Origin of the sequence: Micromonospora sp. NPDC047738, from assembly GCF_040642675.1 — a bacterium.
Lineage (GTDB): Bacteria > Actinomycetota > Actinomycetes > Mycobacteriales > Micromonosporaceae > Micromonospora.
In genome coordinates this window covers 56598-80098 of record NZ_JBEYSO010000012.1, presented here as the reverse complement: position 1 = coordinate 80098, position 23501 = coordinate 56598, and the positions used below count along the sequence as shown (strand labels likewise).

Annotated in this window: 20 protein-coding genes; 11 read left to right on the top strand and 9 right to left on the bottom strand. The window is 74.0% G+C overall.

Annotated elements, in window-relative coordinates:
* Positions 1-14 precede the first annotated feature (14 nt).
* The 8 genes from dinB to ABZ783_RS20275 all read right to left on the bottom strand — a co-directional run bounded on the left by dinB (position 15) and on the right by ABZ783_RS20275 (position 8937).
* The gene (gene dinB, locus ABZ783_RS20310; protein WP_357440400.1) at positions 15-1202 is read right to left on the bottom strand and encodes a DNA polymerase IV; all 1188 of its coding nucleotides are present in this window, start codon (positions 1200-1202) and stop codon (positions 15-17) included.
* Positions 1203-1319: 117 nt separating this feature from the next.
* A complete protein-coding gene (locus tag ABZ783_RS20305) occupies positions 1320-2396 on the bottom strand; it encodes an endonuclease/exonuclease/phosphatase family protein (RefSeq protein ID WP_357440397.1) in 1077 nt (358 codons plus the stop codon).
* Positions 2397-2591: 195 nt separating this feature from the next.
* Positions 2592-3509, bottom strand: coding sequence for an NADP-dependent oxidoreductase (locus ABZ783_RS20300; protein WP_357440395.1), 918 nt, complete (start codon positions 3507-3509; stop codon positions 2592-2594).
* A gap of 29 nt (positions 3510-3538) precedes the next feature.
* Positions 3539-4045, bottom strand: coding sequence for a DUF2231 domain-containing protein (locus ABZ783_RS20295; protein WP_073838742.1), 507 nt, complete (start codon positions 4043-4045; stop codon positions 3539-3541).
* Positions 4046-4126: 81 nt separating this feature from the next.
* The gene (locus ABZ783_RS20290; RefSeq protein WP_357440391.1) at positions 4127-6277 is read right to left on the bottom strand and encodes a glycogen debranching N-terminal domain-containing protein; all 2151 of its coding nucleotides are present in this window, start codon (positions 6275-6277) and stop codon (positions 4127-4129) included.
* Positions 6278-6326: 49 nt separating this feature from the next.
* Entirely contained in the window at positions 6327-7058 is a 732-nt protein-coding gene (locus ABZ783_RS20285; protein ID WP_357440388.1) for an ABC transporter permease, read from the bottom strand.
* Positions 7059-7244: 186 nt separating this feature from the next.
* The gene (locus tag ABZ783_RS20280; RefSeq protein WP_357440386.1) at positions 7245-7658 is read right to left on the bottom strand and encodes a VOC family protein; all 414 of its coding nucleotides are present in this window, start codon (positions 7656-7658) and stop codon (positions 7245-7247) included.
* Between the two features lie 145 nt (positions 7659-7803).
* Entirely contained in the window at positions 7804-8937 is a 1134-nt protein-coding gene (locus ABZ783_RS20275) for an N-acetylmuramoyl-L-alanine amidase (protein ID WP_357440383.1), read from the bottom strand.
* Between the two features lie 386 nt (positions 8938-9323).
* Between ABZ783_RS20275 and ABZ783_RS20270 the strand changes: the two genes are divergently transcribed.
* The 11 genes from ABZ783_RS20270 (at position 9324) to ABZ783_RS20220 (ending at position 23206) form a co-directional block, all read left to right on the top strand.
* Positions 9324-10403, top strand: a complete 1080-nt coding sequence (locus ABZ783_RS20270) for a LacI family DNA-binding transcriptional regulator (protein ID WP_357440380.1) — start codon at positions 9324-9326, stop codon at positions 10401-10403.
* Positions 10400-11332, top strand: coding sequence for a sugar ABC transporter permease (locus ABZ783_RS20265; RefSeq protein WP_357440378.1), 933 nt, complete (start codon positions 10400-10402; stop codon positions 11330-11332). The genes ABZ783_RS20270 and ABZ783_RS20265 overlap by 4 nt, the downstream gene beginning before the upstream one ends.
* Position 11333: 1 nt before the next feature.
* A complete protein-coding gene (locus ABZ783_RS20260) occupies positions 11334-12173 on the top strand; it encodes a carbohydrate ABC transporter permease (RefSeq protein WP_357440375.1) in 840 nt (279 codons plus the stop codon).
* A gap of 41 nt (positions 12174-12214) precedes the next feature.
* The gene (locus ABZ783_RS20255) at positions 12215-13510 is read left to right on the top strand and encodes a sugar ABC transporter substrate-binding protein (RefSeq protein WP_357440372.1); all 1296 of its coding nucleotides are present in this window, start codon (positions 12215-12217) and stop codon (positions 13508-13510) included.
* A gap of 2 nt (positions 13511-13512) precedes the next feature.
* The gene (locus ABZ783_RS20250) at positions 13513-14646 is read left to right on the top strand and encodes an ADP-ribosylglycohydrolase family protein (protein WP_357440369.1); all 1134 of its coding nucleotides are present in this window, start codon (positions 13513-13515) and stop codon (positions 14644-14646) included.
* On the top strand, positions 14643-16004 hold the full coding sequence (locus ABZ783_RS20245) for an ADP-ribosylglycohydrolase family protein (protein WP_357440366.1): 1362 nt from the start codon (positions 14643-14645) through the stop codon (positions 16002-16004). Before ABZ783_RS20250 ends, ABZ783_RS20245 begins: the two co-directional genes overlap by 4 nt.
* Positions 16005-16080: 76 nt before the next feature.
* A complete protein-coding gene (locus ABZ783_RS20240) occupies positions 16081-17019 on the top strand; it encodes a ribokinase (RefSeq protein ID WP_357440364.1) in 939 nt (312 codons plus the stop codon).
* A gap of 76 nt (positions 17020-17095) precedes the next feature.
* A complete protein-coding gene (locus ABZ783_RS20235) occupies positions 17096-19048 on the top strand; it encodes a formylglycine-generating enzyme family protein (protein ID WP_357440361.1) in 1953 nt (650 codons plus the stop codon).
* Positions 19045-21195 carry an alpha/beta hydrolase-fold protein gene (locus ABZ783_RS20230; protein ID WP_357440358.1) on the top strand — a complete coding sequence of 717 codons (2151 nt, stop codon included), beginning with the start codon at positions 19045-19047 and terminating at the stop codon, positions 21193-21195. The genes ABZ783_RS20235 and ABZ783_RS20230 overlap by 4 nt, the downstream gene beginning before the upstream one ends.
* Positions 21192-22385 carry a CoA transferase gene (locus ABZ783_RS20225; RefSeq protein ID WP_357440355.1) on the top strand — a complete coding sequence of 398 codons (1194 nt, stop codon included), beginning with the start codon at positions 21192-21194 and terminating at the stop codon, positions 22383-22385. The genes ABZ783_RS20230 and ABZ783_RS20225 overlap by 4 nt, the downstream gene beginning before the upstream one ends.
* Positions 22385-23206 (top strand): CoA ester lyase, encoded by an 822-nt coding sequence (locus tag ABZ783_RS20220; RefSeq protein WP_357440352.1) that lies wholly within the window; start codon positions 22385-22387, stop codon positions 23204-23206. The genes ABZ783_RS20225 and ABZ783_RS20220 overlap by 1 nt, the downstream gene beginning before the upstream one ends.
* Positions 23207-23266: 60 nt before the next feature.
* Here the strand turns inward: ABZ783_RS20220 and ABZ783_RS20215 are convergent, their stop codons facing one another.
* A complete protein-coding gene (locus ABZ783_RS20215; protein WP_357440349.1) occupies positions 23267-23443 on the bottom strand; it encodes a hypothetical protein in 177 nt (58 codons plus the stop codon).
* Between the last annotated feature and the right edge of the window lie 58 nt (positions 23444-23501).

Sequence of the window (23501 nt, the reverse complement as noted above, 5' to 3'; positions counted from 1 at the left end):
CGTCCCAACGCCGCTCAGTCGGGCAGGCGGGGCATCTCCAGGCCGGGATCCCGACCGAGCAGCACGGCCCGGGTCAGCGCCGACGAGCCGAACCGGTCCCGGACGGCGTCCACCGCCGCATCCAGCTCCGCGCCCGGGTCGCGGGTGAACGGCAGCGTCAGCTGCACGTGCCCGGTGTCGAGGTTGCCGACGGACACCCCGATCAGCGTCACACCCCGGGCGTCGATCTCCGGCAGCGCCGCCCGCAGCAACGCGCGGGCGGCCTCGAGCAGGGGCCGGGTCTGCGCGGTCGCCTTGTCGATGGTGTGCGAGCGGGTCGCCCGGGTGTAGTCGGCGAAGCGCAGCCGCAGGGTGACCGTACGGCCGGTGCGCCGCGCCGCGCGCATCCGCCCGGTCACCCGGTCGACCAGCCCGGCCAGCACGGCGTCGAGCTCGGCGGGGGAGTGCGGCTCCCGGCCCAGCGCGTGCTGGGCACCCATCGACGACCGGCGCCGCCCGACCTGGACCCGGCGGGGGTCGCGGTTGTGGGCGAGGGCGTGCAGGTGGCGGCCGGCACCACCGCCGAGCAGCGACACCAGGGTCGGCTCGTCCAGCCGCGCCACCTGCCCCACGGTACGGATGCCCCGGTCGCGCAGCTTCGTCGCGGTCACCGGGCCGACGCCCCACAGCCGCTCCACCGGCAGCGGATGCAGGAACGCCAGCTCGCGCCCGGGCTCGACGACCAGCAGCCCGTCCGGCTTGGCCACCCCGCTGGCCACCTTGGCGAGGAACTTCGTCCGGGCCACGCCGACGGTGATCGGCAGGCCGACCCGCTCGCGTACCTCCCGGCGCAGCCGGGCCGCGATGTCGGCCGGCGGGCCGACCAGCCGGCGCAGCCCGCCCACGTCGAGGAACGCCTCGTCGATGGAGAGCCCCTCCACCAGCGGCGTGGTCTGCCGGAAGATCTCGAACACCGCCCGGCTCGCCGCCGTGTACGCGGCCATCCGCGGCCGCACCACGATCGCCTCCGGGCACAGCCGTAGCGCCTGCCGCCCGCCCATCGCGCTGCGTACGCCCCGGGCCTTGGCCTCGTAGCTGGCCGCCAGCACCACGCCACCGCCGACGATCACCGGCCGACCGCGCAGCCGGGGATCGTCGCGCTGCTCGACCGACGCGTAGAAGGCGTCCAGGTCGGCATGCAGGATGGTGGCCTCGCCCGACACGAACACATGTTCGCACAGGTGTTCGACAATGCTCCGCTGACCTGCCGAAAACAGGTCAACTCAGCGCCGGCCCGGGCACCGCGGCGGCGCCCGGGTCGGCTCAGCGGCGGGGACCGGTCACGGCAGCGCGAGCACCGCGGCGTGCCCCAGATGGTCCGACGCCCACCGGCCGTCCGGGGTCTGCCGCTCGGTGCCGAAGACCTCGCTGCGCACCGGCACGACCGCGCCCTTGACCAGAACCATGTCGATCCGGTGCTCGACGTCGCCGGCCGGCTGGTTCAGATCGTCGCCCAGCCCCGAGGTGTACCCGGGGTCTCCGGGGTGCAGGACCGGCCAGGTGTCGATCATGCCGCCGCCCACCAGCGTGAAGTACGCGAGCCGGTTGTTCGGATCGGGCAGTTCCGGCCCGGTGTTGAGATCCCCGACGAGGATCAGCCGGCCGGTGGTGCGCAGCGGTCCCTGCAGCAGCTCCTGCGCCTGCAGCACCCGGACGCCCGGGTGGAACGCCTCCAGGTGGGTGTTGACGAACCGGTAGGTCCGGCTGCCCTGCGCCACGTCCACCGCCGTCCAGCCGCGGGTGCTGGTGGCGCTGCCACCGACCGGCGGGAGCGGGGTCACCAGATTGTGCACGAAGTTCCCCGACGACGTCCCGGTCACCTTCACCCGGCCGCCGTGCCGCACCAGGATCACGTCGCGCATGGTGAGCCGGGCGTCCACGTTGTGCGGCGCCCCCGCCGGGGCCTCCAGGTCCGCCTCGTTCTGCACCACCGCCACGTCGTACCGGTGGCCGGAGCCGGCCAGCTCGGACATCAGCAGGGCCAGGTAGTCGTACCGGAGCGTGGTGGCCGGCGCCGGATCGCCGAGCGGCCCCGTGCGCCACAGCGCCACCTCCTGCAGGCCGACCAGGTCGGGCTTGCGCTCGCGGATCTCCGCGGCGACCAGCCGCGCCCGGGCGGGGAAGTCCATCCGGTCGACGTGGCTGAGCAGGGCCGCGTTGGCGGCCAGGAACGCAGGCAGGGTCGGCGCGGTCATCGACGGAGTGAGGTCGCCGCCGAGATAGAGGTTGCGGGTCAGCACCGTCACCTTGGGCCCGGCCTCCGCCTGCGCCGGCGCTGGGAGAAGCCCCAGGCTGGCCGCCACGACGGCGGCGGCGGTGACCAGCCGGGTCAGTCGGAAACGTGTTCTGCCGTCCATGCCCCGGTCCTCTCTCCAGCGGATGATCCGCGTCGGGTAACCAGGGCGTACGGTAGCGCCGCGACGACCATCGTGGACACCGCCGTTCGGGCGGTTCCACCAGCTCCGAGAGCAGTGTCAGACGGCAGGGACACGTGCGACAGACCGGCGGCCGCCCCGGTCCAGGGCGGCCGCCGGCCGTTGGTCGTGCGTCGGTCAGGAGACGGTGATCGCGAGCTTGCCCAGTGCGCCCGCGAAGTCGCCGAGTGCTTTGGGTACCTCGGCCAGATCGTAGCGACGGGTGACCGGCACGTGCAGCCGACCGGCCGCGAGGTCGCCGGCGAGCCGGTCGAGTGTCTCGGGGCTCGGGCTGCCCATGATCGACGTGGCGGCCGGATGCTGGTCGGGGCCGAAGCCGATGGTCGAGGCGAGGCGCCCCTCGAAGGCGAGCAGCCCGGCGAGTTCCATGCCGTCACCGGCCAGGTGTACCACCGCGGACACCCCGTCCGGGGCTACCGCGCGGACCTGGGCACTCAGGTCGCCGGTGTAGTCCACCACCTCGGCGGCGCCCAGCTTCCGAACGAAGTCCGTGGCGGCGCCGGCGCGGGCGGTGGCGACGACCCGCGCGCCGGCCGCGGTGGCGTACTGGACGGCGAGCGCGCCGACGCCGCCGGTCGCGCCGGCGACCAGGACGGTGTCTCCCTGACCGGGTGCGACGGCGTTCACCACGTCGACCGCGGTGGCGCCGGCCAGCCCGAGCGCCCCGGCGGTCGACGGGTCGAGACCTGCGGGAAGGCGGGTGATGCCGAACTGTTCGCCGACCGCCACGTGCTCGGCCCACGAGCCGTCGCCCAGGTAGGACCGCATCACCACGCCGAACACCGGGTCGCCGACGCGGAAGCGGGTCACCCCGTCGCCGAGCCCGGCGACCTCGCCGGCGAAGTCCTTGCCGAGCACGACCGGGTACCGGTACTCGAGCCCGCCCTTCATCATCCCGGCCGCCGCCTTCTTGTCGAAGCCGTTGACCGAGGACGCCCGGACCCGCACGAGCACCTCACCGGGGCCGGGGCTGGGCTGGGGCAGGTCGCGGAGGGCGGGTTTCCCTCCCTCCGCGACCAGCGTGATCGCCCGCATGCGCGTACCCCCCTCGTCGCCGCGGTCCGTCAGGCGCCCCGCGTGTGGGGCCGGCCGGCGGCGCCGCGCGACAGCGAACTCGGCGCGTTCACCCCCGCCTGGTCGCTGACGCCGACGCCGAGCCGCTCGACCAGCTCACCGCCGAGCCAGCCCGTGAAGCCGGCCAGCACGATGCCGACGAAGCTGCAGCCCAGAGCCGCCGCAGGGGGTTCCCAGTTCGTCGCGGACAGCCGCAGGAACCAGCTCGCCGCGAACAGCAGCAGCACCACCACGTTGCCGAGGCCGTGGACCGCGCCGACCCGCTTCGCGCGGGTGCCGGCGGGGATGGACAGCCAGTCGACCAGGCCGAACACCCCGGCGATCAGGCCGCCGATGACACCCGCGGCGATCGTGTACGCCGCGGAGATCTGGAAACCCGCCCGGTCGGTGATCAGGTACAGGATGTCGAAGATCACCGAAGTGGCGAGCAGGCCCAGCGGGAACACGATCAGGATGGGGTGGATCCCGTGCCCCATCGCCTTGGCGCGACTCTCCATGCCAACCCTCCTGTCTGTTCAGGTGAGGGCGCTTTCCCCGCCACCGCCGGACTACACGTGCCGGCCCACCCGCTCGACCGCTCAGGCCCGCCGCCCACGGCGGGAGACCGCCTGCCGCGGGGGACGCCGGATCACCGCCAGCCGGTCCCCGCGCGCGCTGATCGAGGTCCGTCCGCCGCGCCGGCGGCGCACGGTCAGGTCGACGGTGGCGCCCCCCACCTGTACGCCCTCCAGCCGCAGGTCCGGCAGCCAGTCGGGCAGGTGCGGGTCCACGATGATCGTCCGCAGGGGCGCGACCGGGCGCAGCGCCAGCAGCGCCTGCACCAGCGCCACGATCGCGCTGGCCGACCACGCCTGCGGAGCGCAGGAGTTCGGGTACACGCCGGGGTGCGGATGGTCGGCGTCTCGGGGCAGGCCGCTGAGCGCCTCGGGCAGGCGGTGCTCCTCGAACAGCGCCGCCGCGGCGAACATCCCCTCGGCCAACCGGTGCAGGTGCTCCCAGCACCCGTACCGGGCCAGCCCGAGCCCGATGGTCCCGGCCTCCACCGGCCAGACACTGCCCCGGTGGTAGCTGAACGGGTTGTACGCCGGATGCTCCGCCGACAACGTCCGGACCCCCCAACCGCTGAACATGTCGGGCGCGAACAGCCGGTCGACCACCCGGGCGGCGGCCCGGGCCGGGACGATGCCGGTGGTGAGCAGGTGCCCGTCGTTGGAGTTGGTCGACCGCACCGGCCGCCGGTCCGGCCCGAGCGCCATCGCGTAGCAGCCCCGGTCCGGCAGCCAGTACGCGACGTGGAAGCGCCGCCGTAGGGCACGGGCCCGGGCCAGCAGCGCGGCGCCCCGGGCCGGGTGGCCGGCCACGGTGAACACCACGGCGGCGTGGCGCAGCGCGGCGTACCAGTAGCCCTGCAGTTCGCTGGTCGCGATCGGGTTGGGCACCACCTGCCCGTCCTCGTCGACGATGGCGGTGTCCGAGTCCTTCCACCCCTGGTTCTTCAGGCCGCCCCGGGAGCGGTGGTGGTACTCGAGGAAGCCGTCGCCGTCGGGATCCCCATACCGTTCGATCCAGTTCAGGGCCTGCCGGGCGGTCGGCAGCAGGTCCCGCACCGTGTCCAGGTCGCCGGTCCAGGCCAGGTACTGCCCGAGGAAGACCAGGAAGTCCGGGGCGGTGGACCAGTCGCCGTAGTAGGCGGTGTACGGGTCCAGGCCGAGCACCGAGACCGGGCCCCGGCGGGCCTCGTGCAGCGGCTTGCCGGGTTCCTCGTCCCGCCAGTCGTCGAATCGCTGCCCGAGGTGCTGGGCGTTGAGCCGCAGACTGTCGGCCAGCATCGTCGGCCCGGCCAGCAGCGCCTGCCAGGAGGCGGTCATCGTGTCCCGGCCGAAGATCTCCTGGTACATGGGCAGCCCGGCCATCGGCGCGGTCGGCCCGGCTGGTTCGCCGAGCGGCAGCACGGCCAGTTCCTCCACCGCGTTCCGCCAGGCCGCCGTGATGTCGAAGTTGCTGCTGGTCAACCCGGCGAATTCGCTGACCAGCAGGCCTCGGGCCCGGGCGGCCGCGTCGGTGCCACCGGCGAAGCTGGCCGGGGGCGCGGGCAGGCGCGCGCCGTCGAAGATCGGCTCCACGATCAGGTCCACCCGGGCGGCGCCGCGCGGCGACACCTCGACCTCGACCGCGAACGCGCCGTCGGCGTACCGAACGGGGGTGTCGGCGCGCACCGCGACGGCGACCGCACGGTCGATGTCGTCGCGCAGGTAGGTCAGGCGGAGCTCCTGCGCCGCGGCGTCCCAGTCCGTACCGACATCGCCGGTCTGCAGCCGGCGGCCCGTCTCGGCCTCGACGCTGTCGGCGAAGTCCGCCTCGACCCGGATCGCCAGCGCCAGCCGCAGCGGCTGCTGAGCGTAGCTGACCACGGTCAGCCTGGTCCGCAGCCCCGCACCGACGAACCGTTCGGTCAGCAGGTAGGCAGCCCGGGACGGCAGCTCTTCCCCGTCACCCAACGCGGCGTACGACAGCTGGGAGCTGCCCAGCACGTTCGCCGCGCTGAACGGGATCGGCTCCCGGCCGTCGACCGTGACCTGCTCGACGCTGAGCACCCGGGTGTTGCGGGCGAAGAATCCCTGCGGGTCGGTTCCGGTGACCCGGCAACGCACGTCGGTGACCAGCGTGCTCCACCCACTCGCCACGTAGAGCAGGTCGGGCCGGACGCGGAGGTTGCGCACCCTGGTCATCGGGCACGCCTGTACCCGGTCGGACGGCCGGTACACGTGCCCGCCGGGCTCAGGGCTGGATCCGCGCCTGGTGGCGGACGAGCAACTCCACGGCGAGGGCGATCGCCACCGCCTCCACGGCGAGCAGGGTGATCAGGATGAGCAGCTGGGTCGCCCCGGCCTGGAGCGGGCCCGCCCCGCCGAGCAGCACACCGACGAACGCGCCCGGCAGGGTGACCAGCCCGACCGTGCGGGTCTGGTCCAGCGCCGGGATGAGAGCCTGCCCGGCGGCCGGCCGGCAGATCTCCAGCGCGGCGTCGCGGGGGAGCAGCCCCAGGGCCAGCCCCGCCTCGTACTCGCCGTGCCGGGTGCGCAGCTCGTCGAGGGTCCGCCGGCCGGCCAGGCTCGCCGCGGTCATCGCCCCGCCGATCAGGATGCCGGCCGTCGGCAGCACCACCAGCGGCGTCGCGGGCAGGGCCCGACTGGCCAGGAGTACGGCGAGACTCGGCACCACCCCGACCGCGATGGCCAGCGGCGCGACCCGGCGCGGGACGGCCGGCCCGATGCGCCGTCCCGCGGTGACGCTGGCGACCACGTACATGAGCAGGATGAACGCGGCGGTGCTCCACCATGCCCGCAGCACCGCGACGATGATCAGCGAGACGGCACCGAGCTGGATGGTGGCCCGGCCCGCCGCGCCCAGCACGGCCCGCGCCCGGCCGAGCCCGGACAGCCGCAGCACCACGGCACCGGCCAGGGTGAGCCCGGTGAGGGCGACCACCAGGGTCGGCCCGATCGGCACCGTGCCGCCACCTGTCGCCGCGCCGGTCATCGTCCCGCCCGGTCGCGGGGGATGTCGTCGACGCCGGCCACCTGATGATCGTATTCGGGCCGTCCTGCCGGGGCGCACGACCGGCCGCTCCTGCCGGACCTCAGCGCCCGAGGTTCCTCAGGCGCGCCGGCCCGCGCGTCGCGGCCGTTGCCCGGGTCAGGCCTGCCGCTGGGCGATGTTGACCATCCAGCCGATGCCGAACCGGTCCACGCACATGCCGAACTCGTCGCCCCACATCTGCTTCTCCAGCGGCACCGAGACCGTGCCGCCTTCGGCGAGCTGCTTCCAGTAGCCGCGCAGCTCGTCGGCGTCGTCGCCGCTCACGCTGATCGAGATGTTGTTGCCGGGGCTGTATTCCATCTCCGGCGGGGTGTCGGAGGCCATCAGGGTGAACCCCCGGTCGGTCTCCAGCATGGCGTGCATGACCTGGTTGGCCACCGCCGGATCCGGGTTGCCGGCCTCGCCGAAGGTGCTCAGCGTCAGGTTGCCGCCGAACACGTTCTGATAGAACTCCATGGCCTGCCGCGCGTTGTCGCGGAAGCTGAGGTACGGGTTGAGCCGAGACGCCATTGTGCGACCCTCCTTCGTCCTTGACGAGGGTCATCGTCGCAGCCGGGTGCGGCAGGGACAATGACGTGTGCTGGGCGAGTCGTACCGAAACGGACGCGGTGGGGGTGGCACCGTTGCCACCCCCACCGCTCTCCCCGCCGGTACGTCAGTCCTGCTGGAAGGACTGCCGCACCACACCCCCCACCAGCGCACACCAGGTGGTGGTGCTGACCTTGCCGTTCGGGTCCAGACCGTGCAGGTGCTGCAGGTCCTTGAGGGCCTTCTTGGTCACGTAGTCGTACTCGCCGGTGATCGCCACGTCGGCGTAGCCCTTGGAGTTGAGCATGAACTGCACCGCGGTGACCGGGATTCCGGTCGCGTCCTTGTCCAGCTCGGGCGCCAGGGTCTCCCAGGTCGGCGCGGTGAGGGTGGCGTCGATGTCGACCGGGATGCCGTTGCGGGCCTGCCAGTCCTGCACGGCGGCGACGGTGGCTGCGTTGAAGACGCCGTTGACCGGGACGGTGTAGCCGCGGAAGGTGAGCAGGTACTGGGCGACGCGGACCACCGGGCCGCCGACGAACCGCCAGATGTCCGGCCACCGGCGGGCCGGCACGTCGGCAAGGTTGGTGCCGAGCTCGGCGAAGACCCGGCGGCGCAGGGTGGGGAACTCCCGGTAGAACATCGCGCCGGGGCACAGCGTGGCCCGGAAGTCCCAGTGGCCGAAGATGTCGTGCGCGTGCAGGCCGTACTGCTGGCAGATGGTGGTGCAGAGCTTGACCAGCGAGTCGAGCAGTTCCCGCGGCGGCGTGTCGGTGACGTACGTGCCCTCGTTCTCGATGCCGATGGCCCGGCCGTTCTCGCCGGGGCAGTGCGCCGAGATCATCTGCCGGTCGCCGGCCTGGAGCCGCTCCAGGCTGCCGTGCCGGCCCTCCAGGACGTGCCCGCCCCGGCTGACCGTGAAGTGCTGCCCGGTGTCCGACCACCCGTTGCCGTCCATGTGCAGGTCCTGGCAGTCGCGGGCCAGCTGCTTGGCGTGCTCCTCGGAGTAGTCTGTGCTGTTCGGGAACGCCATGTGGTGCACGATGATCTTGTTGGTGGCGATGGCGCTGATCGACAGCGGGTCCGCCGGGGGGCGTGCGCCCCACTCGTCGCAGCTGATGATCCAGTCGAGGTTCGCGCCGGGCGCGGCCTGCGCGGCGGCCGGGAAGGCGAGCTCGCTCCCGACGACCGCGACCGCGGCGGCGCCGAATCCGGCCCGCAGCAGGGTGCGGCGGTCCAGCTCAGGGTGGTTGAAGTGCATGTCGTCTCCTCCGCGGCCGGGCAAGGACCAGGGCATGAAAAGGAACTTCAAGAGCCGCGCGTGAGACGGAGGATATTGCCACGAATGCGCGCAGCGCTAGGGGGTGGCGGGGGCGAGAATCGATCTGTGTCCCGGATGGAGGGTCGAATGTGGCCCAGAATGGTCAACTCGGGCGGGGCGATGTCGCATGGGTCGCCCGGGCGGTTGCCGGTCGCCCGCAGCCGGCGGTGAGCAGGAGCAGCGCCGTGGCCGGGGGCGATCGCCGTGCCGGGCCACGGGCCGGTCGGCCCCGGTTGGAAACGTTTTCGTAACGAGCCCTTGACCTGATCGCCGGCTCGGCGCAGACTCCCGGAAACGTTTACAGCAGACAGGTGGAGGTGCGGGGCGTGGGTCGTAAACGTTTACAGGAGTCGGCCGACGGCCGGCCCACCGTCCACACCGTCGCCGCCCGCGCCGGTGTCTCCATCGCGTCCGCCTCCCGCGTGCTCAACGGCGTCGGCGGCAGCCCGGAGACCGTCCGCAAGGTGCGCGAGGCGGCGGCCGAGGTCGGCTACGTGCCCAACGCCATCGGCCGCTCGCTTCAGTCGCAGCGCACCGGCCTGGTCGCGCTCGCCGTCGAGGACATCGGCAACCCGGTCTACGTCGAGATGATGCGGGCCATCGAGTCGGTGGTCGCCGCCTCCGGCCGGCAACTGCTGGTGCACGCCACCGGCGGGCAGATCGCCAACGAGACCGCGCTGCTGCGCCGGCTCGCCCACCGCTACGTCGACGGGATGATCGTCTCGCCGATCCGGGTCACCGACGACCACCTCGCCGCGCTGGTCGACAGCCCCGTACCGGTGGTCGTGGTCGGCCAGCTCGGCGCCGACGCGCCGGTGGACAACGTGCGCACCGACTCGCGTACCGGCGTGGGGCTGGCGGTCGACCACCTGGTCGCGGCCGGGCGGCGGCGGATCGGGTTCGTCAACGGCCCGCTCGACACCGTCCCCGGCGCCGCCCGCGACGCCGGCTTCCGGGCCGCCCTGGCCGCCCACGGCATCGACCTCGACGAGCGCCTCGTCGAGGTCGGCGACTTCCGGTACGCCGCCGGCCGCGCCGCCACCGAACGGCTGCTCGCTCGGGCCCGCCCCGACGCGCTGGTCTGCGCCAACGACCTGATCGCCGTCGGCGCGCTGCACGCCCTGCTGGCCGCCGGCCACCGCGTCCCGCAGGACGTCGCGCTGGTCGGCATGGACGACACCGAGCTGGCCCGGATGATGTTCCCGCAGCTGTCCAGCGTCTCCCTCGGCTCCGCCGAACGTGGTCGGCGCGCCGCCGAGCTGCTGCTGCAACGCATTGCCGACCCGGCCCTGCCGCCGCGGCGGGAACAGGTCGCGCCCAGCCTCGCCGTCCGCGCCTCCAGCGCCACCGGGCCCGCGACCGACGTAACTCTGCCCGCACCGCGTACCCCGGAGGTGACGGCATGACCACCCTGGCCGAACGGCCCGACGTCGCCCCCGCCGACGGGCCGCGGGTGGCCCGGTCCCGGTCCGACCGGATGGGCATCTACCTGCTGCTGCTCCCGTCGCTGCTGCCAATCGTGGTGCTGTCGGTGTTCCCGCTGCTGCGCGGCATCTACCTCGGCTTCACCGACGCCCGCGCCGGACGCCACGTCGAGATCAGCTTCACCGGGCTGGCCAACTACCGCGACCTGCTCGGCGACGAGCTGTTCTGGAACTCCTTCAAGATCGGCCTGCTCTGGGCGGTCGGCGTGACCGTGCTGCAGTTCCTGCTCGCCCTCGGCCTGGCCCTGCTGCTCAACCAGCAGCTGCGCTTCCGCGGCGTGGCCCGGGTGCTGTCCGTGGTGCCGTGGGCGATGCCGCCGGTGGTGGTCGGCATCCTGTGGAAGCTCGTCTACCACCCGGACGCCGGCCTGCTGAACGAGTTCTTCCACCGCATCGGCGCCGACGGGCTGCGCACCAACTGGCTCGGCGACTTCAGCACCGCGCTACCCGCGGTGATCCTGGTGGGGGTCTGGGCCGGCATGCCGCAGACCACCGTCGTACTCCTGGCGGGGTTGCAGGGTGTGCCGCGCGAGCTGCACGAGGCGGCCGCGGTCGACGGCGCCAGCACCTGGCACCGCTTCCGCAACGTCACCCTGCCCGCCATCGCGCCGGTGATCGTGGCGATCACCTCGCTGGACTTCATCTGGAACTTCAACTCGTTCGGCCTGGTCTACGTGCTCACCGCGGGCGGGCCGGGCGGCAAGACGATGCTACCGATGCTCTTCGCCTACGAGGAGGCGTTCCGCTACGGCAACTACGGATACGCCGCCGCCCTCGGCAACGTCATGGTCGTGATCATCGTCGCGCTGCTCGCCGTCTATCTGCGTCGCCGGTTGAGGGAGGCGAACTGACATGTTCGGAAAGCCGAGCCGCACCGGGCGCACGCTGCAATATCTCGCGCTGACCGGCTACCTGATCTTCCTCGGGTTCCCGCTGGTCTGGCTGCTCTCCACCGCGTTCAAGCCGCCCCGGGAACTGGTCCAGCTGCACCCCACGCTGATCCCCAGCAACCCGACCGTGCAGAACTTCGTGCAGGCCTTCACCGAGCAGCAACTCGGCCGGGCCGCGCTGAACAGCCTCCAGGTATCGCTCGCCTCGGCCCTGCTCACCGTGCTGGTCGCGCTGCCCGCCTCGTACGCCCTCGCCCGGTTCCGCACGAGGCTCGGCACCGTCGCGCTCGGCTGGGTGCTGCTGTCGCAGCTCTTCCCATTCGTCCTGCTGATCATCCCGATCTTCCTGATCCTGCGGCAGGTCGGGCTGGCCAACACGCACGCCGGGCTGGTGCTGATCTACGTGGTCTGGGCGCTGCCGTTCGCCCTGTGGATGCTGCAGGGCTTCGTCCGCAACATCCCCCGCGACCTGGAGGAAGCGGCCGCCGTCGACGGCGCCAGCCGGCTCCAGGTGCTGCGCCGGGTGGTCTTCCCGCTGCTCGCGCCGGGCATCGTGGCGACCGCGCTGTTCTCCTTCATCTCCGCCTGGAACGAGTTCTTCTTCGCCCTGGTGCTGGTCAAGACGCCCGAGCTGGCGACCCTGCCGGTCGCCCTGGCCCGGTTCGTCGGCATCGAGGGCACCGCCCGGCTTGGGCCCCTCGCGGCCGGATCCCTGCTCGCCACCCTGCCCAGCCTGATCTTCTTCGCGTTCATGCAACGCCGGCTCTCGTCCGGGTCGCTCGCCGGCGCGGTCAAGGGCTGAACCCCATCCCCCCACCCAACACCAAGGAGGAACCCCCCCCCATGCTCCGAAGCAGATTCCGTCGGCTCGCCGCGGCCACCGCGGTCGCGGTCGTCGGCCTCGGCGCCCTCACCGCCTGCGGTGACGGCGGCGGCGAGGACAAGGCGTCGTCCGGCCCGGTCAAGCTGCGCTTCCTCAGCCTGGCCTGGCAGAAGGAGTCGCTGCAGGCCAACAAGGACCTGGTCGCCAAGTGGAACAGCGAACACGCGGACATCCAGGTCGAGTACGTCCAGGGCGACTGGAACTCGATCCACGACCAGTTGGTCACCTCGTTCGAGGGCGGCGACGCCGCCGACATCGTGCACTACGAGGCCTCCGCCATCGGCGAGTTCACCAAGCAGGGCTACCTGACCGACGTCTCGAAGCTGCTCAGCGACGACTTCAAGGGCCAGATCGACCAGGGCGTCTGGGACACCGTCACGTTCGACGGCAAGGTCACCGGAGTGCCGTTCCTGCTGGAGTCGCAGGTCGTCATCGCCAACAAGAAGCTGCTCGACGCCGCCGGCGTCACCGTCCCGCCGGCCGACGGCGGCTGGACCTGGGACGAGTTCCAGGCCAACGCGCAGAAGCTCACCAAGCCCGGCCAGTACGGCGTGGCCTGGGCGCTGAAGTCGCCGACCAACCGGGTGATGAACCTGGCGTTGAACTACGACGGCAAGTTCTTCTACACCGACGGCGGCAAGACCGAGGTCAAGGTCGGCGACCCGGAGAAGGAGGTGCCCAAGCGGATCCACGACATGCTCTACACCGCCAAGTCCGCCTCCCCAGAGGCGCTCGGCATGAGCGGCGCGGACACCCTGCCCGGCTTCTTCGGCGGCAAGTACGCCATGCTCCCCGGCTCGGTCTCGCTGCGCCAGCAGATGGTCGAGCAGGCCCCCGCCGGCTTCGAGTGGGTGACCCTCCCGCCGATCAAGGGGCTGTCCAGCAAGCAGGCCGCCAACCCGCAGACGCTGTCCATCTCCGAGGACAGCAAGCACAAGAAGCAGGCCGCGCAGTTCCTGGAGTGGTTCCTCAACCCCACCAACATGGCCACCCTCGCCAAGGGCGACTGGCTGGTGCCCACCGGCAAGCAGGCCAACCAGGAGCTGGTCAAGGCCACCGGCGGCAAGCAGGGCTGGGACGTCGCCGCGGACAGCGCCGCCGACCTGACCGTCGCGCCGTTCCAGAAGGTCGACGGCTACCCGGAGTGGAAGACCAAGTACGCCACCCCGGCGCTGCAGCAGTACTTCGCCAACAAGATCACCCTGGACCAGCTCGGCACGCAGCTGGTCGACGGGGGCAAGCAGGTGCTGAGGTAACCATGTCACTCTTGCTCGACAAGTCGGTCGGCTGCCTCGTCGGCGCCGCGGTGGGCGACGCCCTCGGCGGGGCCACCGAGACAGCCCTGCCGGAGCAGATCCGCGCCCGCTTCGGCGGCTGGGTCGAGGGGATCGTGCCCCCGTACCACGCCGACTGGGCCACCGCGCGGCCACTCGCGCCGTACCACAAGGGCGACGGGCACATCACCGACGACACACTGATGACCCACGCCCTGGTCCGCGCGTACGCGGCCAAACGGGACCACCTCGACGCGTACGACGTGGCGGAACTGCTCGTCCCCGACCTGATCGAGCGGGTGGTGTACCTCCCGGACCTGGAGCGGGAGGGGGTGACCTTCCACCGGCTGGCCGCGGCCGAACGGTGGCTGGTCACCCGCCTGCACCACGCGCACGCCGACCCCCGCGAGGCCGGCGTGGGCAACATCGTCAACTGCGGCGCCGCCATGTACGTGGCCCCGGTCGGCATCGTCAACGCAGGCGACCCGCCCGGGGCGTACGCCGAGGCGGTGGAGCTCACCGGGGCACACCAGCACAGCTACGGGCGGGAGGCCGCGGCGGTCTTCGCCGCCGCGGTCGCCGCCGCCGCGGCACCCAGCGCGGGCGTCGACGACGTGATCGCCGCGGCCCTCGACCTGGCCCGCGACGGCACCCGCGCCGCCGTCGACGCGGTGGTCAAGGAGGCCCGCGGGTACGACGACTGGAAGGCGGCCATCCCCGCGCTGCGCGCCGCCGTCGCGCCCTACGACACGGTGGGGGAGGAGTACCGCAACCCGGGCCTGGGCGCCCGCCGGCCCAGCCGGCTGCACGCCATCGAGGAACTGCCGGTGGCGCTGGGCATGCTGGTGGTGGCCGGCGGCGACTACCGGGCGGCGGTGCTGGGTGCGGTCAACTACGGCCGCGACGCCGACTCCACCGCCACCATGGCCGGTGCGATCGCCGGGGCCCTCGGCGGCGCCGCGGCCGTGCCGGCCGAGTGGTCGCAGGCGGTCGCCTCCGCGTCCCGCACCGACCTGGTCGAGCCCGCCCGGGTCCTCGCCCAGGTGGCCACCGAGGTCTTCGACCGCGACCGGGAGCGGTTCGCCCGCCGCGCCGAACGCTTCGGCGGTCTGGCATGAGCGACGGGCTCCGGCTGACCTGGGTGCAGCCGGAGGACCTGCTGCCGCACGAGCTGGCCGCGAGCCGCGACGAGGGCCGCGACGTCACCGACCTCGCCGACCGGTGGGCGGCGGCCGGTGGTGACGTCACCGCCCCGGTCAGCGGCGCCTCGCCCGTGCCGGCGTCGCCGCGGCTGCGCGCCCTCGCCGTCGACCTGCTCGACGCCGCCGACGCGCGGCCCGGACCGGACACCGCGCACGAGCCCGACGACCTCGACGCGGTCCGCGCGACCTGGCCGAGCGCCTGGCACCTGCCAACCACGGTCGAGCGGGACCGGCTGCACGGCGCCTGGCTCGGCAGGGCCGCCGGCTGCCTGCTCGGCAAGCCGGTGGAGAAGATCCCCCGTCACGGGATCCGGGAGATCCTCTCCGCCACCGGCCGGTGGCCCCTGCGCGGGTGGTTCACCGCGCAGGGGCTGCCAGCCGACGTCGCCGCCCGCTGGCCGTGGAACCGGCGCAGCGCCCCCACCAGCCTGGCCGAGAACATCGCCGGCATGCCCGAGGACGACGACCTCAACTTCGCGCTGCTCGCGCTGCGCATCCTGGAGACGTACGGGCCGGACTTCACCAGCGCCGACGTGGCGCAGGCCTGGCTGGACTGGCTGCCCGCCGGGCGGGTCTTCACCGCCGAACGGGTCGCCTACCGCAACCTGCTGCTCGGCCTCACCCCGCCGCGGACCGCCCGCCGGCACAACCCGTTCCGGGAGTGGATCGGCGCCCAGATCCGCACCGACGTGTACGGCTGGACCAACCCCGGCCGCCCCGACCGCGCCGCCGAGGCGGCCTGGCGGGACGCCGCCGTCAGCCACGTCCGGGCCGGCGCGTACGGGGCGATCTGGGTGGCCGCCCTCGCCGCGGCGGCACCGGTCGCCACCAGCGTCGACGAGGTGCTGGACGCGGGCGAGTCCGTGCTGCCCCCGGACAGCCGGTTCACCGCCGCGATCCGGGAGGCACGCGCCCTCGGCGCGGGCACCGACGACTGGGAGCACATTGTGGACACCCTCTACGCCCGGCACGGGCACCTGCACTGGGTGCACGTCCGCAACAACGCCGCCCTGGTCGCCGCGGCCCTCGCGTACGGGCGCGGCGACCTGGAACGGTCCATCTGCGCCGTGGTCTCCGGCGGCTGGGACACCGACTCCACCGGCGCCACCGTCGGGGCGGTCACCGGGGCGCTCACCGGCGCGTCCGCCCTGCCCGGGCGCTGGGTCGACCCGCTGCGCAACCGCCTGGCCAGCAGCATCGCCGGCTTCGACGGCGTCCGCTTCGACGAGCTGGCCGGCCGGACGCTCGCCCTGGCCCACCGGAGTGCGCCGTGAGCGAGCGGAGCGAGCGAACCATCAGGCTCAGTAGCGGGGCGCCTCGCGCCGCCGCGGAGCGAAGCGGAGCGGCGGCGTGAGCCCGCGGGTGGTCGTGGTGGGCAGCGCCAACCTGGATCTGGTGGTGACCGCACCGCAGTTGCCCAGGCCCGGTGAGACGGTGCTCGGTGACGGCTTCCGCACCGTGCCCGGCGGCAAGGGCGCCAACCAGGCGGTCGCCGCCGCCCGGGCCGGCGCGGACTGCGCCTTCGTCGGCGCGGTCGGCGCCGACGACTTCGGGGCGCAGCTGCGGGACAACCTGACCGCCGCGGGCGTGGACGTGCGCGGCCTGCGCACCGTCGACGGGCCCTCGGGCGTCGCGCTGATCGCCGTCGACCACGCCGCGGAGAACTGCATCGTCGTCGCGCCCGGCGCCAACGCCACCCTGACCGACCTGCACCCCGCCGACCGGGCGGCGGTGGGCGCGGCCGACGTGCTGCTGCTCCAGCTCGAGGTGCCGCTGGCGGCCGTCACCCAGGCCGCCGACCGGGCCCGCGCCGACGCCACCACCGTGGTGCTCAACGCCGCCCCGGCCCGCCCGCTCCCCGAGGAGCTGCTCGACCTCGTCGACGTGCTGGTGGTGAACGAACACGAGGCGGCCGTCGTCGCCGGGATGTTCATCGACGAGCCCGCCGCCCTGCTCGACGCGCTGGTGGCCCTGGTACCCCGGGTGGTGCTGACCCTCGGCGCCCGGGGTGCCGCCTACGCCGACCGGCACGGTACCCGCCTGCAGGTGCCCGCGCCGGCGATCGAGGCGGTCGACACCACCGCGGCCGGCGACGCGTTCACCGGTGCCCTCGCGGTCGCCCTCGCCGAATGCGGCGGCGCACTCACCGCCGCCACCGCGCCGGCCGTCCTGCGCTGGGCCTGCGCCGCCGGGGCGGCCTGCGCCCAACGCCCCGGCGCGTCCACCGCGCTGCCCGACCGGGCCGCCATCGACACCCTGCACGCCGCGACCTACGGAGCGGAAGAGTGAACGAGCGTAGCGAGCGAACCAGCAAACTCAGTGCGGTGGAGCCTCGCGCCGGCGCCGACCGCAGGGAGGCGGCGGCGTGAGCTTCAACCCGTACGTCCCGCGCCCCATCGACCGGCCCACCGAGGTGCCGCTCGGGGCGCACGCCGACCTGGCCACCCTCGACGAGGCGAAGATCTTCGCCGCCCCGGGCCACCCCGCCGACTGGCCCGCCTGGCGCGACCAGCTCACCCGCTGGCGGGCCGACGCCCGGGCCCGGCTCGCCTACACCGGCGAGCACTACGACGGCATCACCGGCGACTGCTTCACCGTCTGCCTCGCCTGGCTGTGGGACGAGACCCTCTACGACCACGACCGGGGCGAGTTCACCGTGGACGCGTTTCTCGACGCGGCGCGGCGCGACTTCGGCGGCTTCGACGGAGTGGTCCTCTGGCACGCGTACCCGGTGATCGGGCTGGACGCGCGCAACCAGTTCGACTGGTACCGGGACGTCCCCGAACTGCCCGACGTGGTTCGCCAGTTCCAGGCCCACGGCGTCCGGATGTTCGTCGACTACAACCCCTGGGACACCGGCACCAGGCGGCGGCCCGGCACCGACGCCGAGGAGGTCGCCGCGCTGGCCGCCGCCCTCGGCGTCGACGGGGTCTTCCTGGACACCCTCAAGGAGGGCGCCGGCGAGCTGCGCAAGACCCTTGACGCGGTCCGCCCCGGCCTGGTCCTGGAGGGTGAGAGCCGGGTGCCGCTGGCCCGGATCGCCGACCACGCCATGTCCTGGGCGCAATGGTTCGCCGACTCCGACGTGCCCGGCGTGCTGCGGGCAAAGTGGTTCGAGCGGCGGCACATCCTGCACCACACCCGTCGCTGGCACCGCAGCCACCTCGACGAGCTGCACTCCGCCTGGCTCAACGGCTGCGGCGTGCTGGTCTGGGAGAGCGTCTTCGGCGTCTGGGTCGGCTGGAACGACCGGGACAAGGCCGTGCTGCGCGCCATGCGGCGGGTGCAGGCCAGCCACGCGGCGTGGCTGCGCGCCGAGGACTGGGTCCCGCTCGCCGATCACCCGGGCACCGGCCAGGTGTACGCGTCCCGCTGGACCCACGACGGCCAGCCCCTGTGGACGGTGGTCAACCGGGGCGCCGACCACGACGGCCCCTGGCTGCTCACCGAGCCCCGGCCCGGCCGCTTCGTCGACCTGGTCACCGGCGCCGAGCTGACCGTCACCGCACTCGAGGACGGGCGGGTCGCCGTCGGCGGGCCGCTGCCCGCCGGGGCGATCGCCGCGGTGGTCACCACCGACACCCCCGTCGACCGGCACGAGCCGCCGACCGGTGACCCGTCCTTCCCGGCCCGCGCCGCCGTGCGTACCCGCACCCCGTGGTCGCCCCTCGCGGCCCTGCCCGGCGGCATGGCCTGCGTCGACGGCGGCCACCACGAGCTGACCGTCCGCCACCGCGTCCGGGAGACCGGCCTGTACGGCGAAGCCCCCTACGTCGACGAGTGGAAGCCCCTGCCGCCCCGACTGCACCACACCGGCACCCTGCGCCGCCCGGTCCGGCTCGGCCGCTTCGCCATCGACACCCACGAGGTCACCCACGGCCAGTACGCCCGCTTCCTCGCCGCCACCGGCTACCGGCCGGTCCGGCCGGAACGGTTCACCGCCGGGCAGGGACCCGCCGACGCCCCGGTCACCGGCGTCGACCTCGCCGACGCCCGCGCGTACGCCGACTGGGCCGGCCTGCGGCTGCCCACCGAGGACGAATGGCAGGCCGCCGCCGAGGCGGGACTGCTCGCGCGCCGAGCACCCCTGGTCTGGAACCTGACCGAAAGTGAACACTCCGACGGGCGTACCCGGTTCGTCATCCTCAAGGGCGGCTGCGCGTACCGCGCGGAAGGCTCCGACTGGTATCTCGACGGCGGCCCCCAACCGCCCGAGGTGTCGGTGAAGCTGCTGCTCACCGGCGCCGGCCTCACCCGCTCCGACTCGATCGGCTTCCGCTGCGCCGCCGACCTGCCCGCCGAAGGAGCCCCCCGATGAGCAGAACGTGGCGCACCGGCGCCATCCTCGTCGCCCTGCTGGCCGCCGTCGGGCTCACCGGCCTGGCGCCGGAGACCGCCGTCGCCGCCAAGGATCCCGCCGGCACCCTCAGCACCGCCACCGCGCCCTCGCCGGCCCTCGGCGACAGCATCGACTACACCGTCTACCTCCCATACGGCTACCGCGACCCCGCGCAGGCCGCCACCCGCTACCCGGTGCTGTACCTGCTGCACGGGCGCGGCGACACCATGCAGGCGTGGACCCGCATCAAGTCGAACCTCGACCGGCTGATCGCCGACCGGCAGGTGCCACCGATGATCGCCGTGCTGCCCGACGCCCCGTGGAGCAGCCGCGGCAGCTGGTACGTCGACTCCGCGTACACCGGCGCCGACAACCCGGGCCGCCCCGTGGAAACCGCGCTCACCCGCGACCTCGTCACCCACGTCGACGCCACCTACCGCACCGCCGCGCACCGGAACGCCCGGCTCATCGGCGGCTACTCGATGGGCGGCGCGGGCGCGCTGCGCTACGCCCTCGCCCACCAGGACCTCTTCGCCAACGCGCTGGTGCTCAGCCCCGCCGTCTACCAGCCGCTGCCGCCGGCCGACTCCTCGGCCCGCGAGTTCGGCGCCTTCGGCGCCGGCGACCAGCTCTTCTCCGACGACGTCTACCGGCGGCTGAACTACCCGGCCCTGCTCCCCGGCGTCGACCCGGAATCCCCGGTCCGGATGTTCATCGCCGTCGGCGACGACGAATGGCCCAACCCGGACCCGGCCGACGCCGTCCACGACCTCGACTACGAGGCCGCCACCCTCTACAACACCGTCCGGCGCACCGACGGCATCGCCGCCGAGTTCCGCGTCCTCGACGGCGGGCACGACTGGGACGTCTGGCGCCCCGCCTTCGTCGCCGGTCTCACCCAGCTCGCCGCCACCCTCAGCGTCACCCCGCCCGCCGGGCTGCCCGCCCCGCTGCACGGCACCCCCGGCGCGGACTGGGCCGGCGGGGTCGCCGCCCACCCCGACGGCGACGTCACCCTCGGCTACGCGGCGTCCGGCAGTGTCGCCGGCCAGCCGTACGCCGGCGGCCTCGACGCCGTGGTCACCCGGGTCGCCGCGGACCGCACCACCGCCCGCTGGACCGCCCAGTTCGGCACCGCCGCCAACGACCGGCTCTACGGGACCGTGCCGCTGCCCGACGGCAGCGTCCTCACCGCCGGCTACACCCGCGGCGACCTCGACGGCCGGCACCCGGGCAGCCCGGCGGACGACGGGTTCGTGGCGAAACTGACCGCCACCGGGCAGCGCGCCTGGCTCACCCAGGCCGGTGACCCGGCCAAGGCCGACCGCTTCTACGCCCTCGCCGCCGCACCGGACGGTGGCGCGTACGTCGCCGGCTACACCAGCGGCGCGTTCGGCGGCACCAACGCCGGCGACAAGGACGCCCTGCTCGCCCGGATCGCCCCGGACGGCACGCTCGCCTGGACCCGCCAGTTCGGCGGACCCGGCGAGGACAAGGCGTACGCCGTCGCCGTCGGCCCCGACGGCGTCTACGTCGCCGGCGGCACCTCCGCCGCCCTGCCCGGCACCACCCCGCTCGGCGGCGCCGACGGCTGGCTCGCCCGGTTCACCCCCGACGGCACCCGCGACTGGCTCACCGTCGCCGGCGGCGACGGGGACGACCTGCTCGGCGGCGTCACCGTCACCGGCGCCGGGCAGGTCGTGGCCACCGGCGCCACCGCCGGCGACGTGCTGACCGTCGCGTACACCAGCAAGGGCGCAGAGCGCTGGCGGACCGTCACCGGCGGGCGCGGCGCGGACGCCGGCACCGACGTCCTGGCCCTGGCCGACGGCTCGCTCGCGGTGGTCGGCTTCACCGGCAGCACGCTCGGCGTGCCGGCCGGCGGGGCGGACGTGCTCACCCTGCGCCTCGACGCCCGCGGCCGGCAGCTCGCCGTCGCGCAGTACGGCACCGCCCGCGACGACGCGGCCGACCCGTTCGGCGAGGAGAACGTCTACGCCACCCTCGCCCCCGACGGCCGGCTGCTGGTCAGCGGCCGCACCGCCGGCACGCCCACCGGTGGCGCCGCCCTCGGCAACGGCGACGTGTTCCTCGCCGCCGTCGACCCGGCGAAGGGAACGCCATGACCGCGCCCGCCCCGCTGCACGGCGTCAAGGTGGTCGACCTGGCCACCCTCTTCGCCGGCCCGCTCGCCGCCGCCTTCCTCGGCGACTTCGGCGCCGACGTGGTCAAGGTCGAGCACCCGGCCAAGCCCGACCCGTCCCGCGGGCACGGCCCGGCCAAGGACGGCGTCGGCCTCTGGTGGAAGGTGCTCGGCCGCAACAAGCGCACCGTCACGCTCAACCTGTCCGACCCGCAGGGCGCCGAATTGCTGCGCCGGCTGCTCGCCGACGCCGACGTGCTGGTGGAGAACTTCCGCCCCGGCACCCTGGAACGCTGGGGCCTCGGCCCGGACGCCCTGCACGCGGTCAACCCACGCCTGGTGATCGCCCGGATCAGCGGCTTCGGCCAGGTCGGCCCCTACGCACCCCGGCCCGGGTTCGGCACGCTCGCCGAGGCGATGAGCGGCTTCGCCGCCGCCACCGGGGAACCCGACGGGCCGCCCACCCTGCCGCCGTTCGGCCTGGCCGATTCGGTCACCGCGCTCGCCGCCGCGTACGCGGTCATGCTGGCCCTGCGTGGCCGCGACCTGACCGGCCGGGGCCAGGTGGTCGACCTGGCCATCATCGAACCGATCATGGCGATGCTCGGCCCGCAGATCACCTGGTACGACCAACTCGGCTACGTGCAGCCCCGGCTCGGCAACCGGTCCAACAACAACGCCCCGCGCAACACCTACCGGTGCGCGGACGGCCGCTGGGTGGCCGTCTCCACCAGCGCGCAGAGCATCGCCGAGCGGGTCATCCGCCTCGTCGGCCACCCCGAGCTGGTCGACGAGCCCTGGTTCGCCACCGGCAGCGGCCGGGCCGCGCACGCCGACGAACTCGACGCCGTCGTCGCCGGCTGGGTGGCACAACGGGACCGGGACGAGGTGGTGGCCGCGTTCGAGGCGGCCCAGGCGGCCGTCGCGCCCGTCTACGATGTCCGGGACATCCTCGCCGACCCGCAGTACGCGGCGCTCGGCACCGTGGTCGCCGTCCCCGACGAGGACCTCGGCGAGGTCCGCATGCAGAACGTCCCATTCCGGATGTCGGCCACGCCCGGCGAGATCCGGCACGCCGGCCGGCGGCACGGCCAGGACACCGACGAGGTGTTCCGGGCGCTCGGCCTGACCGACGCGGACCTGGCCGCGCTGCGCGAGCGGGGCGTGATCTGATGCTGCTGACCTGGCTCTACGTGCCCGGCGACCGGCCGGACCGGTTCGCCAAGGCGGTCGCCTCCGGCGCCGACGCGGTCATCCTCGACCTGGAGGACGCCGTCGTCGCCGGCCGCAAGGCGTACGCCCGGGACGCCGTCGCCGAGTTCCTCGCCGAACCGTCGCCGGTGCCGGTCCAGGTGCGGGTCAACGAGCTGACCGGCCCGGACGTCGACGCCGACCTGGCCGCCGTCGCCGGTAGATCGGGGCTGGCCGGCCTGCGCCTGCCCAAGGTGGAGTCCCCGGCGGCCGTCGCCGCCGTCGCCGCCCGGGTCGACACCCCGCTGCACCCGCTGATCGAGTCCGCCGTGGGGCTGGAGTCCGCGTACCGGATCGCCGCCGCCCACCCGGCGGTGGCCTCGCTCGGCCTCGGCGAGGCCGACCTCCGCTCCGACCTGGGCGTCGGCGACGACGACGGCCTGCTCTGGGCCCGCGGCCGGATCGTCGTCGCGGCCCGCGCCGCCGCGTTGCCGCCGCCGGCCATGTCGGTGTATGCGAACGTCGCCGACCTCGACGGGCTGGCTGCCTCCTGCGCCGCCGGCCGGCGGCTCGGCTTCCTCGGAAGGACGGCCATCCACCCACGACAGCTCCGGGTCATCGCCGCGGCGTTCCGCCCGGCCGAGCGCGAGGTGGCCCGGGCCCGGGAACTGCTCGCCGCCGTCGCCGAGGCGCAGACCCGCGACTCCGGCACCGTGGTGCTGCCCGACGGGCGGTTCGCCGACCGGGCGATGGTGGCCGCCGCCCGCCGGGTCGTCGACCTCGCCGCCCGCTACGCCGCCTGAGCGCAGCTCACTCCGCCCGGCCGCCCTGGCCGATGCCCACCGGCCGGGGTGGCGGCTGGGTCAACCTCGCCTGGTCGGGCTGGAAGGGTGCGGGGTGAGCCCGTCCGCGACCGCCTCGATGAACTGGGTGAGGTAGTCGAAGTCCGGCACGGCGACCCGCTCGGCCCGTTCGTGCAGGGTGTCCGGGGTGACCGTGTCGTCGATCCGGGCGACCTCGTGGCGTCCGTCGCGGTCCATGGCGTGCCTCCCGTCACTGGTCGTGACGCTCGTCGGTGCCGTCACACCGTCGCTTGCA

What these genes read in the sequence shown, in the direction of transcription:
- ABZ783_RS20250 (WP_357440369.1), top strand. Translation starts at nt 13,513, where the DNA reads ATGTCACTCTTGCTCGACAAGTCGGTCGGCTGCCTCGTCGGCGCCGCG.
- ABZ783_RS20215 (WP_357440349.1), bottom strand. Translation starts at nt 23,443, where the DNA reads ATGGACCGCGACGGACGCCACGAGGTCGCCCGGATCGACGACACGGTC.
- ABZ783_RS20265 (WP_357440378.1), top strand. Translation starts at nt 10,400, where the DNA reads ATGACCACCCTGGCCGAACGGCCCGACGTCGCCCCCGCCGACGGGCCG.
- ABZ783_RS20220 (WP_357440352.1), top strand. Translation starts at nt 22,385, where the DNA reads ATGCTGCTGACCTGGCTCTACGTGCCCGGCGACCGGCCGGACCGGTTC.
- ABZ783_RS20295 (WP_073838742.1), bottom strand. Translation starts at nt 4,045, where the DNA reads ATGGAGAGTCGCGCCAAGGCGATGGGGCACGGGATCCACCCCATCCTG.
- ABZ783_RS20225 (WP_357440355.1), top strand. Translation starts at nt 21,192, where the DNA reads ATGACCGCGCCCGCCCCGCTGCACGGCGTCAAGGTGGTCGACCTGGCC.
- ABZ783_RS20255 (WP_357440372.1), top strand. Translation starts at nt 12,215, where the DNA reads ATGCTCCGAAGCAGATTCCGTCGGCTCGCCGCGGCCACCGCGGTCGCG.
- ABZ783_RS20245 (WP_357440366.1), top strand. Translation starts at nt 14,643, where the DNA reads ATGAGCGACGGGCTCCGGCTGACCTGGGTGCAGCCGGAGGACCTGCTG.
- ABZ783_RS20275 (WP_357440383.1), bottom strand. Translation starts at nt 8,937, where the DNA reads ATGCACTTCAACCACCCTGAGCTGGACCGCCGCACCCTGCTGCGGGCC.
- ABZ783_RS20305 (WP_357440397.1), bottom strand. Translation starts at nt 2,396, where the DNA reads ATGGACGGCAGAACACGTTTCCGACTGACCCGGCTGGTCACCGCCGCC.
- ABZ783_RS20280 (WP_357440386.1), bottom strand. Translation starts at nt 7,658, where the DNA reads ATGGCGTCTCGGCTCAACCCGTACCTCAGCTTCCGCGACAACGCGCGG.
- ABZ783_RS20230 (WP_357440358.1), top strand. Translation starts at nt 19,045, where the DNA reads ATGAGCAGAACGTGGCGCACCGGCGCCATCCTCGTCGCCCTGCTGGCC.
- ABZ783_RS20260 (WP_357440375.1), top strand. Translation starts at nt 11,334, where the DNA reads ATGTTCGGAAAGCCGAGCCGCACCGGGCGCACGCTGCAATATCTCGCG.
- ABZ783_RS20300 (WP_357440395.1), bottom strand. Translation starts at nt 3,509, where the DNA reads ATGCGGGCGATCACGCTGGTCGCGGAGGGAGGGAAACCCGCCCTCCGC.
- ABZ783_RS20290 (WP_357440391.1), bottom strand. Translation starts at nt 6,277, where the DNA reads ATGACCAGGGTGCGCAACCTCCGCGTCCGGCCCGACCTGCTCTACGTG.